Origin of the sequence: Streptomyces griseobrunneus, assembly GCF_046713465.1 — a bacterium.
GTDB lineage: Bacteria > Actinomycetota > Actinomycetes > Streptomycetales > Streptomycetaceae > Streptomyces > Streptomyces microflavus.
Window position 1 is genome coordinate 6767236 of sequence record NZ_CP177080.1, and the last position, 11930, is coordinate 6779165.

The window sequence follows — 11930 nt, forward strand, 5'->3', positions numbered from 1 at the left end:
ACCACCTGCCGGTAGCCTGGTTCCGTGACAGGCTCGGATACCCCCTCTGCTACGCCCTCTTCCTTCAGGCTCGCGTACGTCCCCGGCGTGACGCCGACCAAGTGGGTGAGGGTCTGGAACGAGCGGCTGCCCGGCACCCCCCTGGAGCTCGTCCAGGTCCCCGCTGGCGAGGCCTCGCGGCTGCTGGCGGACGGCGGTGCGGAGGCCGGGCTCGTACGGCTGCCGGTCGACCGGGACGTCCTCAGCGCGATCCCCCTCTACACCGAGACGACCGTCGTCGTGATCCCCAAGGACCACGTCGCCACGGCGGCGGAGGACGTGACGCTCGCCGATCTGGCCGACGAGATCGTCCTGCACCCGCTCGACGACCTCCTCGACTGGGAGAAGCTCCCCGGCAGCCCCGCGATCGAGCGCCCGGCCACCACCGCGGACGCGATCGAGCTGGTCGCGGCGGGCGTCGGCGTGCTCCTCGTCCCGCAGTCCCTGGCCCGCCTGCACCACCGCAAGGACCTCACCTACCGGCCGGTCCTGGACGCCCCCGAGTCCCGCGTCGCCCTGTCGTGGCCGCAGGAGGAGCCCACCCCCGATCTGGTGGAGGAGTTCATCGGCATCGTCCGGGGGCGCACGGTCAACAGCACCCGAGGCCGCGCGGCGACCCCTCCGCAGCCATCGGCGAAGGAGAAGGCGAAGGCGAAGGCCAAGCGGGCCGGAACGGGCGGCTCCGCCGGGCGCAAGCCCGCCCCCGGCAAGCAGACCGGCGCCGGCCGCCGCGGGGGCGCCCCCAAGGGCGGCCAGGCGGGCGGCAAGCGCGGAAAGCCGCGCGGCCGGTAGAAAGCCGGGCGCCCCGCCCCCGTACGACCCTCCTCCCTGCCCCTAGCGTCCCGGCGTCCCGGCGGACAGATCCCGCGGACGGCGTCCCAGCAGGTCAGGGGGTGGGAATTCCCGGGATTGCGTCACTTCCCCGGCAGCGGTGGTGCCCGCTGCCACCGTCCCGCAGGGTGGTCGTCAGCCGGCCGGTCCGGTCGGTTCCGTCCAGGGGAGGGGAAGTACGTGCGAGCCATGACGAGGACGTTCGTGAGTGTCGCCACCGCCGTGGGGATCGCGGCCGGAACGCTGACCGCGGCGGGCACCAGCCTCGCTGCGGCACCGGCCCGGCAGGCGCCTGCGGTCAGCGCCGAGGCGGTCGTGCCGCTCGCGGTCGTCAACCTCGGCCTGAGCAACGCGCAGGCGAAGGAGGTCCAGCGCTGGCCGGCGCGTTCCTGGAACTAAAACGATGCGATCGACGGGCAGCTCGGGACCAACAGCTGGAAGGCCTTCCAGCTGTTCCTGAGGTCGGCCGCCAACTACAACGACGCCATCGACGGAGTCGTCGGACCCAACACGGTGAAGGCGCTGCAGCGATGGCTGAAGGCGCACTACGGCTACACCGGCGCGATCGACGGTATCGCCGGGTCGGGCACCCAGGCGGCGTTCAAGCGATTCGCCGACGCCCGCTGATCCCCGGGTGAGAGACGCCCGGGGGAGGGGTGCCGGCCTACGGTGAGGCGCACGGCGGGCCCGCGGTCCAACGGGGGAGCGGACCACGCCGGGCGCCTCGACCGGGTCCGGACCTGCCCGGTGCGCCGACGATGGCGCACCGGGCAGCGGCCGTCCGCGCCCGAAGCGTGCGCCCCTGGCCGGTCTCGTCACCTGAAGCGCGTCGGTTGCTCCGCGGCAACCCTGACGGCCTCGGGCCGGTCCTCTGTACCGGTGCCCCGTGCGGGGGCGCGTCGTTCACGGGGATGGAGAAGCGCCTTGGGGTTCCGCAGAGCGGCAAAGGGCACCAAGGACTTCCTGGTGGAGGCGGTAGGAGAAGCTGTCGGCGAGGCGATCCTCACCCTGCTCGCCTGCGCCCTGCTTGCTGGGCTGGCCCTGCTCACCCACGTGAGCTGGTCCTACAGCCCGCGCCTGACCCTGGCGGGGGCCGGACTCCTCAGCCTCTTCCTCGCCCACGGCGCTTGGGCCGCCTTCCGCGATCCGAGGAAGGGCCGCCGTCGGACCATCACGACCGTGGCCATGACCGGCTTCACCCTGACCGCCGCGACGGCCGTTCTCCTGCTGTTCTACGCCACGGGTTGCGACTGCCTGTGACGTGGCGAGGTGGCCTCAGCTCGTGACGGCGTCCGCGATCCGCCGGGCGGCCAGGGCGGGCGTGAGGTGTGTGGTGTCGATGACCTCGGCCTCGTTGTGCAGCCACGTGCGGGCCGCCTCGGCGTAGGGGGCGAGGTACTTGAGGCGGAAGGCGGAGGGGCCCATTTCCGTATCTCCCTCGATGCGCCCGCGGAGCGTTTCCTGATCGGCGTGCAGGACGAAGTGCCGCACCGGGACGGAGTGTTGGGCGAGGCCCGCGCTGATCTCACGCCAGTACTGCTCGACCAGGACGGTCATGGGCATCACCAGAGTTCCCCCGGTGTAGTCGAGTACGTGACGGGCGGTCTCGACCACGAGCGGCCGCCACGGCGGCCAGTGCTGGAAGTTGTCCGTCCCGGGCAGTCCCGGCGTGATGTCCATGAGCGTCTCGCCGACCTTCTCGGCGTCGAACACCCGCGAATCCGGGCTCAGTTGCTGCACGAGTGCACTGGTCGTCGTCTTGCCTGCGCCGTGGGTGCCGTTGAGCCATACGATCATGGGACCCCAGGCTAGTGCCGTGTGGGCCGGGGACGGGACTCGGTGACCCGGTCGCGTTCGCGGACGAGTATCCGCAGCATCGCCGCGCCGCTCGCTACAGCGCCAAGATGCAGGATCACGGCGGTGCCGGGGCTTTCCGGAGGTGTGAAGGCGGCAGGCTCCGCCAGTGCTGCATACAGGGTGAAGGGCAGCTTCCAGCCGCTCCCCGCGAACAGTGAGCCCGACCCGACCCAGCCGAACACCAGGGGCAGCCAGCGGGGCAACCGGGCCGGATGTGCCCGCGCGATCATCCAGACGGCTGCTGATCCGGCGAGGGCCCAGAACCCGGAGACAGCTCCGAGCAGGTACCCGTGGGTGGTTCGCTCGGTCGGGTGCGCGATGCCCATCGTGCCGCCGGCCGCCCAGTAGAGCCAGACCAGCCCGACCACCGCGCCGACGACGGCAGCCCACGGCGGCGCGGCACGTGGTGCGTCGCCGACCCGCCCGGCGAACGCCTGCGGCCAGCGGCGCCGTAGATATGTGGGGACCGCGAGGGCCAGGCCCAGCCCCATCCCCAGGAAGCTGAACTGGACCAGTACGCCTTCCCAGGCCGGCCTGACCGGGCCGTCGCCGCCGTCCTGCGAGTCGGCGCCGGCGTCCAGCAGCGTACTGAGCACGCCGAACGGCAGTATCGAGACGAGGAGCCCCGACCCCACCCAGGCGCAGAAGGCGACCAGGACCCCAGGAATCCGCATCCCCCACGGCCGTACGAGGGCGAGCGCCAGCGCGACCCCGATCCCGGCCATACCGACCGTGACGGTGTTGAGGACCACCCATTCCGCCATGCCGAATCCGGTGCCGACGGGCAGCGTCCCCACGAGCGAGCCGACCACCCATGCCACCTTGATCAGCAGGTACGGCAGCAATGCCAGGGCCGCTCCATAAGCGGCCCCCTCGCCCGATCCGATCCCACCGTTCCACCCGAACTCCCCTTCCACCAGCAGGAATCCCAGCGTCCGACATCACCGCGCCTCGCCACATCCCCCGCAGGACGAATCCACCTCCCCCGTACGGGGGAGTGGGAGCCGCGTGGCAGGCCGGTTCGGTCCTCTCCACCACTCTCACCGTCTGAGCCGGCGGTCGGCGGTCCTACGGCGGTCGGCAGGGAGGGAGAGAGGGAGGGAAGCGCTGTCTGCGCCACCCTTCCCCATCAGCTCAGCGGTGCGTCAGACTCACCTACGCCCTGAAGCGGCCGACAAGGTCCACGAGCGTGCAGTCCTACGCGTCCCGGCATCCCCACGGTGACAGCCACTCCACGATCCTCCGCGCGGCCGCAACCCCCGCCCCTCGCACGCCCATCACGTGGGCCGGAACGCGCTCGCCGTCCTCACCCCCGTTCAGTTCCAGACCTGAAGGACACCGATGAACGACTCAGCACTCATCACCACCGGCCTGCCGATCGCCCTGGCGATCATCATGTTCGGCCTCGGGCTGTCCCTGACCACCGACGACTTCAGGAGGGTCACCCGATCACCGAAGGCGGTGGTCGTCGCGCTGGTGCTGCAGGTGCTGGTGCTCCCGCTCGTGGCGTTCGGGCTGGTGAAGATATTCGACCTCGACCCACTGCTCGCCGTCGGCGTGATGCTGTTGGCCGCTTCCCCCGGCGGGACCACGGCCAACCTGTTCAGCCACCTCTTCCGCGGAGACGTGGCCCTCAACATCACGCTGACCGCGATCAACTCGGTGCTCGCCGCCCTCACCATCCCGATCATCACCAACCTCGCCATCGACCATTTCGACGCCCAGGGTGACCTCGGCCTGCAGCTCGGCAAGGTCGTGCAGGTGATCGCCATCGTGCTCATCCCGGTCGCCATCGGTATGGCGGTCCGTCGGCGCTCCGCCGACTTCGCCGCACGCGCCGACCGTCCGGTCCGGATCTTCTCCATCGTCGTGCTGGTGATCGTTTCGGTCGGTGCCCTGCTGGGTGAGCGGGAGAATCTGGCCGATTACATGCAGCAGGTCGGGCTGGTGACCGGCATCTTCTGCCTCGCGAGCCTCACCCTCGGCTACGCCGGTGCCCGGCTGCTCCGTCTTGACAAGCGCCAGGCGATAGCGAGCTCCATGGAGGTCGGAATCCACAACACGACCGTGGCGCTCACCATCGCCCTCAGTGTTTTGGAAAGCACCGAGGTCGCGATTCCCAGTGCCGTCTATTCGGTGCTCATGTACGTCCTCGCGACCGCCTTCGGCTACCTGATCACCCGGCGCCACTCGGACGCCGAGAAGAGTCTCGGCCAACCGGCCGGATGACCATTCCGACGCCTTCGGCCGCGCCGCCGGCAGTACGCCGTCGCTGTCCGGCAGGACAGCACACAGCAGCGGCCGGTGTTCGGCGGCGAATCGGCCCACCCCTGTGCCCAGTCGGCGCCGAGGTTTCCGCATTGACTGCGGCCCATTCGACCGAGCGCGGCCGACCGAGCATGATCCGCGGACCGGTGCTCAACCTGTGAAGGGATCTTCCACCGTCGGAATGTACGGCGACAGCAACGTCTCCGTGTGCTGCGTGACCCTGCCTCGAACCAGCCTCAGCACGCGTACCTCGTTTTCGTGGTCCGGGTCCTCGTCATCGCGAACATGGAGGAGCCCGTAGGAACCAGGGGCGACCTCGGCCACATGCTCGAACAGCTCGGCAACGTCAGGCGATGAGCGGTGATTGGAGAAGCATCGGCTGCGGATTCCCTGACCGTGATCCACCCGTGGTACTCGAACATCCCGCGATCGTAGTGAGGCGATCCGCCCCACCGCTTCGATCGCGGCTTGATCCGCCGGACGCCGCCCAGCCGACATTGATTGCATAAAAGTGCAGCACTGCGTATAGTCATGCCATCAACGAGGAGGGTTCCGATGGTGGTACGCGCAGCAGTGGCAGGGGCGAGCGGATACGCCGGCGGTGAGCTGCTCCGTCTCCTGCTGGTGCACCCCGGCGTCGAGATCGGTGCCCTCACCGGACACTCCAACGCCGGGCAGACGCTCGGCTCGCTCCAGCCGCACCTGCGGCCGCTGGCCGGGCGGGTGCTGGAGCCCACCACCGCCGAGGCGCTCGCCGGGCACGACGTCGTCTTCCTGGCGCTGCCGCACGGGCAGTCCGCCGCCGTCGCCGAGCAGCTCGGGGACGACGTGCTCGTGGTCGACATGGGGGCCGACTTCCGGCTGCAGGACGCCGGTGACTGGGAGAAGTTCTACGGGTCCCCGCACGCCGGGACCTGGCCCTACGGGCTGCCCGAGCTGCCGGGCGGTCGGGCCGCGCTCGCCGGGTCCAAGCGGATCGCGGTGCCCGGGTGCTACCCGACCGCCGTGTCCCTCGCGCTCTTCCCGGCGTACGCGGCCTCCCTCGCCGAGCCGGAGGCCGTGATCGTCGCCGCGTCCGGCACCTCCGGGGCGGGCAAGGCGGCCAAGCCGCATCTGCTGGGCTCCGAGGTGATGGGCAACATGACCCCGTACGGCGTCGGCGGCGGGCACCGCCACACGCCCGAGATGATCCAGAACCTCAGCGCCGCCGCCGGCGAGCCGGTCACCGTCTCCTTCACGCCCACCCTCGCGCCCATGCCGCGCGGCATCCTCGCCACGTGCAGCGCGAAGGCGAAGCCCGGCGTGAGCGCGGAGAGCCTGCGCGCGGTGTACGAGAAGGCCTTCGCGGACGAGCCGTTCGTCGACCTCCTGCCCGAGGGGCAGTGGCCCGCCACCGCCGCGGTGTACGGCTCCAACGCCGTACAGGTACAGGTCGCCCACGACGAGGCCGCCGGACGGATCGTGGTCATCTGCGCCATCGACAATCTCGCCAAGGGCACCGCCGGCGGCGCCCTGCAGAGCATGAACATCGCCCTCGGGCTCCCCGAGGACACAGGTCTTTCGACGATCGGAGTTGCACCGTGAGCGTCACGGCAGCACAGGGATTCTCGGCGGCGGGCATCGCCGCGGGGATCAAGGAGAGCGGTAACCCGGACCTGGCCCTCGTGGTCAACAACGGGCCCCGTCGCGCCGCCGCGGGCGTCTTCACCTCCAACCGTGTCAAGGCCGCCCCGGTGCTCTGGTCGGAGCAGGTCCTCAAGGGCGGCGAGGTCACCGCCGTCGTCCTCAACTCCGGCGGCGCCAACGCCTGTACGGGACCCCAGGGGTTCCAGGACACGCACGCCACCGCCGAGAAGGCCGCCGAGGTGCTGGACGGGCACAGCGCGGGCGAGGTCGCCGTCGCCTCCACCGGGCTCATCGGCCTCCTGCTCCCCATGGACAAGCTGCTCCCCGGCATCGAGCAGGCCGCAGCCGCGCTCAGCGAGCACGGCGGTGAGAAGGCCGCCATCGCCATCAAGACCACCGACACCGTGCACAAGACGGCCGTCGCGGGCGGCGACGGCTGGACCGTCGGCGGCATGGCCAAGGGCGCGGGCATGCTCGCCCCGGGCCTCGCCACCATGCTCGTCGTCCTCACCACCGACGCCGATGTCGAAGCCCCCGCGCTGGACGCCGCCCTCCGCGACGCCACCCGCACCACCTTCGACCGGATCGACTCCGACGGCTGCATGTCCACCAACGACACCGTGCTGCTGCTCGCCTCCGGCGCCAGCGGAATCACCCCGGAGCAGGGGGAGTTCGCCGAGGCCGTACGGGCCGTCTGCGCCGACCTCGCCCGGCAGCTCATCGGGGACGCCGAGGGCGCCTCCAAGGACATCCGGATCGAGGTGATCAACGCGGCCACCGAGGACGACGCCGTCGAGGTCGGCCGGTCCATCGCCCGTAACAACCTCCTCAAGTGCGCCATCCACGGCGAGGACCCCAACTGGGGCCGCGTCCTCTCCGCGATCGGCACCACGAAGGCTGCCTTCGAGCCGGACCGGCTCAACGTCGCCATCAACGACGTCTGGGTCTGCAAGAACGGCGGAGTGGGCGAGGACCGCGACCTCGTGGACATGCGCTACCGGGAGGTCAAGATCACCGCCGACCTCTCCGAGGGCACCGAGTCGGCCGTCATCTGGGCCAACGACCTCACCGCGGATTACGTCCACGAGAACAGCGCGTACAGCTCATGAGCGCCGCGCGGAAGCACACCGCACTCCCGAAGGCGCAGATCCTCATCGAGGCGCTGCCCTGGCTGACCCGGCACAACGGCAAGACCGTTGTCATCAAGTTCGGCGGCAACGCCATGATCGACGAGGAGCTGAAGGCCGCCTTCGCCCAGGACGTAGTCTTCCTGCGGCACGCCGGCCTCAAGCCCGTCGTCGTGCACGGCGGCGGCCCGCAGATCAGCGCCCAGCTCGACAAGCAGGGCCTGGTCAGCGAGTTCAAGGCCGGGCTGCGGGTCACCACCCCCGAGGCGATGGACGTCGTCCGGATGGTGCTCGCCGGGCAGGTCCAGCGCGAGCTGGTCGGCCTCCTCAACCAGCACGGCCCCCTCGCCGTCGGCATGACCGGCGAGGACGCCCACACCATCACCGCCGTCCAGCACCGGCCCACCATCGACGGCGAGTCCGTCGACATCGGCCGGGTCGGCGAGATCACCGCCATCGACACCGGCGCCATCCAGGCGCTGCTGGACGACGGCCGCATCCCGGTCGTCTCCTCCATTGCCCGCTCCGCCGACGACCACCACGTCTACAACGTCAACGCCGACACCGCGGCCGCCGCGCTCGCCGCCGCCCTGAACGCCGAGACGCTGATGGTCCTCACCGATGTCGAGGGGCTCTACGAGGACTGGCCCAACAGCGACGACGTGATCAGCAGGCTCACCGCGAGCCAGCTGGAGAAGCTGCTGCCCGAGCTGTCCAGCGGCATGGTCCCCAAGATGCAGGGCTGTCTGCACGCCGTGCGCAACGGCGTCGAGACCGCCCGCGTCATCGACGGCCGGGTCCAGCACTCGATCCTGCTGGAGATCTTCACCGACGAGGGCATCGGCACGATGGTCGTGCCGGACGCCCCCATCGACATCAACGCAGTACCTGGACAGGGGGCATCATGACCGTCACCGGCACCGAGACCGGACTCACCCAGCGGTGGCAGAACGCGCTGATGGACAACTACGGCACGCCCCAGCTGCCGCTCGTCCGCGGTGAGGGTGCCCACGTCTGGGCCGAGGACGGCACCCGCTACCTCGACTTCGTCGGCGGGATCGCGGTCAACGCGCTCGGCCACGCCCACCCCGCCGTCGTGGAGGCCGTCTCCACCCAGATCGCCTCCCTCGGGCATGTCTCGAACCTGTTCATCGCGGAACCGCCGGTCGCGCTCGCCGAGCGGCTGCTCCAGCTCTTCGGCCGCGCGGGCCGGGTCTTCTTCGCCAACTCCGGCGCGGAGGCCAACGAAGCCGCCTTCAAGATCGGCCGGCTCACCGGCCGCACCCACATGGTCGCCACCGACGGCGGCTTCCACGGCCGGACGATGGGCGCCCTCGCGCTCACCGGCCAGCCCGGGAAGCGGGAGCCGTTCGTCCCGCTGCCCGGTGACGTCACGCATGTGCCGTACGGGGACGTGGACGCGCTGCGGGCAGCCGTGACCACCGACACCGCCCTGGTGATCATCGAGCCGATCCAGGGCGAGAACGGTGTCGTCGTGCCGCCCAAGGGCTACCTGGAGGCCGCCCGCGAGATCACCCGCGCGACCGGCACCCTGCTCGTCCTGGACGAGGTCCAGACCGGGATCGGCCGCTGCGGCCAGTGGTTCGAGCACCAGGCCCACCAGGGCGTCGAGCCGGACATCGTCACCCTCGCCAAGGGGCTCGGCGGTGGCCTCCCGATCGGCGCGGCCGTCGCGTTCGGCCCGGCGGCCGACCTGCTGAAGCCGGGGCACCACGGCACGACGTTCGGCGGCAACCCGATCGCCTGCGCCGCCGGACTCGCCGTCCTGGACACCCTCGCGGCCGACGGCGCCCTCGACGAGGTGAAGCGGCTCGGCGAGAGGATCCGCGACGGCGTGGAGGCGCTGGGACACCCGCTGGTCTCCCATGTCCGCGGCAGTGGCCTGCTGCTGGGTATCGTGCTCACCGGACCCCTCGCACCGCAGGTGCAGCAGGCGGCCCAGGGAGCCGGCCTCCTGGTGAACGTGCCCGCCCCCGATGTCGTACGGCTCATGCCGCCGCTGATCATCGGTGACGCGGAGGTGGACGCGTTCCTGGAGATCCTGCCGAGCGCTCTCGACGCGGCACATGGGGACGGACGATCCGGAGCATGACCTTCCGGAGAATGAGGCGACGACGATGACCGAGGCGCAGGAGACCGAGCACGGCGGACCGTCCGTGCCGCAGACGCGCACCGCCCGCCACCGCCGGATCGTGGACATCCTGAACCGGCAGCCGGTCCGCTCGCAGAGCCAGCTGGCCAAGCTCCTCGCCGACGACGGGCTGAGCGTCACCCAGGCGACGCTCTCCCGCGACCTCGACGAGTTGGGCGCGGTCAAGATCCGCAACACCGGGGGCGAGCTGATCTACGCGGTGCCCAGCGAGGGCGGATTCCGCACCCCGCAGGCGCCGCTGGGCGGCTCGGCCAAGGAGGAGCGGATGCGCAGGCTCTCGGCCGAACTGCTCATCTCGGCGGAGGCCTCGGCCAACCTCGTTGTGCTGCGTACGCCGCCGGGAGCGGCCCAGTTCCTCGCCTCGGCCATCGACCAGGCCGAACTGCACGACATTCTCGGCACCATCGCGGGGGACGACACGCTGATGCTCATCAGCCGCGACGCGGGCGGCGGCCAGGCGCTCGCCGACCACCTGCTGAGGCTCGCTCAGAACGACCGCTGAGCGGTCCTGTTCAGTAGCGTGTGATCGCGGTCGGGCCCGACGAGGTCCCGATCGCGATGTGCGGGTCGCGCTCCGGATCCGCCCAGGCCAGGATCTCGGCCATGGCGTCCGCGGGGACGGAGACACACCCGGCCGTCGCCCCGCGCCCGTTCACATGCAGGAAGATCCCGGCACCGCGGCCGCGTACCGGACGGTCGTAGTTGAAGCCGATCACCAGCGCGCGGGCGTACTGCGTGCCGTAGGAGACCAGGTGCTCGGCCTCCTCGGCCCGGCAGTCGGCGGGGCGCGGTTCGACCCACCGGTTGTACGCGCCCGAGGCGTTGTCCTGGCACCACCAGGAGTCCTCGTTCACCTTGCGGTACGAGTACCGCGTCCCGGTCGGGGCCTCCTCGATGCCGAAGGCGTACGGCAGGTCGTACAGGCCGGTCGGGGTGGTGCTGGTGCCCTGCTCCCGGCTGGCGCCCTCGGCCGGCCCGTTCGCCCCGAACCGCGCGGGCGCCGACCCGGCCGCCACCCACCCGCCCCCGCGCCGCTCCCACCAGGTAACCGTGCCCGTCGTGGAGCCGGTGTCCGGGGCCTCGGCGGTGATGAGCTGGGAGCCGCCGCCCGTGTCCGCCATCCGGTCCGGGAGGGGCGGGGGATCGGCGGGCCCGGCCCCGAGGGAGCCGATGGCCAGGGTGAGGAGTACGGCGAAGGTCAGCAGAGGTCGGCGCATGTTCCGGACCGTACGGCGGCCCGGCCCACCGGCCCACTGGACCTGCTCCGTACGGCCCAGCGGCCCACCCCGCGAGAGCCACCGAAAGCCACCGGCCGGCCGGGCTGCTCCCGGGGGCTCGGCCCGACGGGCCGGGGTCCGGCGCTGAGCCGGACCCGGGATCTGGCGCTACGCCGGGCGACGGCACCCGGCGAGGAGGACCGCGACCATGCGCTTGGCGTCGGCCTGGTCGTAGTCGGGTCCGGTGATGCAGAGGTTCCCGATGGCGCGCATGAGCGTGTAGGCGGTGATGCCGGGGCTGACCTCGTCGGCGTCGGCGCAGGCGTCGAGCAACGTCGCGCAGGCCGGGACCAGGGTGTCGAGCATGAGGGCGTGGAGGTTCTCCAGCCCCGGATCACCGGATCCCAGGGCGGCACCGAGGCCGTGCTTGGTCACCAGGAACTCCACGAACGCGTCCACCCAGCGGGTCAGGGCGGCGAAGGGGGAGGCCGATTCCGCCAGGAGCCGGGGAGCGAGTGCGGTGCAGGCGTCGATCTGGTGCCGGTAGACGGCGGTGACGAGGTCTGCCCGGGTCGGGAAGTTCCGGTAGATCGTGCCCACGCCCACGCCGGCGCGCTCGGCGATGTCGCGGATGGGGGCTTGGACGCCCTGGTCCACGAAGACCGCCGACGCGGCCGCCAGCACACCGCTGCGGGTGCGCTGCGCCTGTGCTCGGCGTACTCCGACCGGTTCCGGCACGGGATCCTCCATTGCTCGCGGAACAATGTTCCGCTAAATTGGCGGAACGACGCT

13 protein-coding genes and 1 pseudogene are annotated in these 11930 nt (G+C 71.2%); 9 read left to right on the forward strand and 5 right to left on the reverse strand.

What is annotated here, in order from left to right:
• Nucleotides 1–24: 24 nt before the first annotated feature.
• From ACK8N7_RS30850 to ACK8N7_RS30860, 3 genes and pseudogenes are all read left to right on the forward strand, one after another.
• Entirely contained in the window at nucleotides 25–831 is an 807-nt protein-coding gene (locus ACK8N7_RS30850; RefSeq protein ID WP_403212072.1) for a LysR family transcriptional regulator substrate-binding protein, read from the forward strand.
• 219 nt (nucleotides 832–1050) lie between these two features.
• Nucleotides 1051–1497 (forward strand): annotated as a pseudogene (locus tag ACK8N7_RS30855) (peptidoglycan-binding domain-containing protein).
• Between the two features lie 297 nt (nucleotides 1498–1794).
• Nucleotides 1795–2130: a lysine transporter LysE gene (locus ACK8N7_RS30860; protein ID WP_403212074.1), complete on the forward strand. Its 336-nt coding sequence runs from the start codon at nucleotides 1795–1797 to the stop codon at nucleotides 2128–2130.
• A 15-nt stretch (nucleotides 2131–2145) separates the two neighbouring features.
• Here the strand turns inward: ACK8N7_RS30860 and ACK8N7_RS30865 are convergent, their stop codons facing one another.
• Together ACK8N7_RS30865 and ACK8N7_RS30870 are read right to left on the reverse strand one after the other, a co-directional pair.
• Nucleotides 2146–2667 (reverse strand): AAA family ATPase, encoded by a 522-nt coding sequence (locus ACK8N7_RS30865; RefSeq protein ID WP_500444618.1) that lies wholly within the window; start codon nucleotides 2665–2667, stop codon nucleotides 2146–2148.
• A gap of 11 nt (nucleotides 2668–2678) precedes the next feature.
• Nucleotides 2679–3644 (reverse strand): hypothetical protein, encoded by a 966-nt coding sequence (locus ACK8N7_RS30870; RefSeq protein ID WP_500444619.1) that lies wholly within the window; start codon nucleotides 3642–3644, stop codon nucleotides 2679–2681.
• A gap of 424 nt (nucleotides 3645–4068) precedes the next feature.
• Between ACK8N7_RS30870 and ACK8N7_RS30875 the strand changes: the two genes are divergently transcribed.
• Nucleotides 4069–4956, forward strand: a complete 888-nt coding sequence (locus tag ACK8N7_RS30875) for a bile acid:sodium symporter family protein (RefSeq protein WP_500444620.1) — start codon at nucleotides 4069–4071, stop codon at nucleotides 4954–4956.
• A 189-nt stretch (nucleotides 4957–5145) separates the two neighbouring features.
• Here ACK8N7_RS30875 and ACK8N7_RS30880 read toward each other — a convergent pair whose 3' ends face one another.
• Nucleotides 5146–5502, reverse strand: coding sequence for an Imm7 family immunity protein (locus ACK8N7_RS30880; protein ID WP_403212082.1), 357 nt, complete (start codon nucleotides 5500–5502; stop codon nucleotides 5146–5148).
• Nucleotides 5503–5550: 48 nt separating this feature from the next.
• Here ACK8N7_RS30880 and argC point away from each other — a divergent pair, with 48 nt between their 5' ends.
• From argC to ACK8N7_RS30905, 5 genes are read left to right on the forward strand one after another with little or no spacing between them, the layout of a single operon-like run.
• A complete protein-coding gene (gene argC / locus ACK8N7_RS30885) occupies nucleotides 5551–6579 on the forward strand; it encodes an N-acetyl-gamma-glutamyl-phosphate reductase (RefSeq protein WP_403212084.1) in 1029 nt (342 codons plus the stop codon).
• The gene (gene argJ, locus ACK8N7_RS30890; protein WP_403212086.1) at nucleotides 6576–7730 is read left to right on the forward strand and encodes a bifunctional glutamate N-acetyltransferase/amino-acid acetyltransferase ArgJ; all 1155 of its coding nucleotides are present in this window, start codon (nucleotides 6576–6578) and stop codon (nucleotides 7728–7730) included. The genes argC and argJ overlap by 4 nt, the downstream gene beginning before the upstream one ends.
• Entirely contained in the window at nucleotides 7727–8656 is a 930-nt protein-coding gene (argB, locus tag ACK8N7_RS30895; protein ID WP_403212088.1) for an acetylglutamate kinase, read from the forward strand. The genes argJ and argB overlap by 4 nt, the downstream gene beginning before the upstream one ends.
• Nucleotides 8653–9861 (forward strand): acetylornithine transaminase, encoded by a 1209-nt coding sequence (locus ACK8N7_RS30900; RefSeq protein ID WP_403212090.1) that lies wholly within the window; start codon nucleotides 8653–8655, stop codon nucleotides 9859–9861. The genes argB and ACK8N7_RS30900 overlap by 4 nt, the downstream gene beginning before the upstream one ends.
• Nucleotides 9862–9886: 25 nt before the next feature.
• Entirely contained in the window at nucleotides 9887–10423 is a 537-nt protein-coding gene (locus ACK8N7_RS30905; RefSeq protein ID WP_015607443.1) for an arginine repressor, read from the forward strand.
• Between the two features lie 10 nt (nucleotides 10424–10433).
• On the opposite strand, the gene ACK8N7_RS30910 is transcribed toward ACK8N7_RS30905, so the two are convergent.
• Nucleotides 10434–11138 carry a L,D-transpeptidase family protein gene (locus tag ACK8N7_RS30910; protein WP_403212092.1) on the reverse strand — a complete coding sequence of 235 codons (705 nt, stop codon included), beginning with the start codon at nucleotides 11136–11138 and terminating at the stop codon, nucleotides 10434–10436.
• A gap of 168 nt (nucleotides 11139–11306) precedes the next feature.
• A complete protein-coding gene (locus ACK8N7_RS30915; protein ID WP_500444621.1) occupies nucleotides 11307–11876 on the reverse strand; it encodes a TetR/AcrR family transcriptional regulator in 570 nt (189 codons plus the stop codon).
• Between the last annotated feature and the right edge of the window lie 54 nt (nucleotides 11877–11930).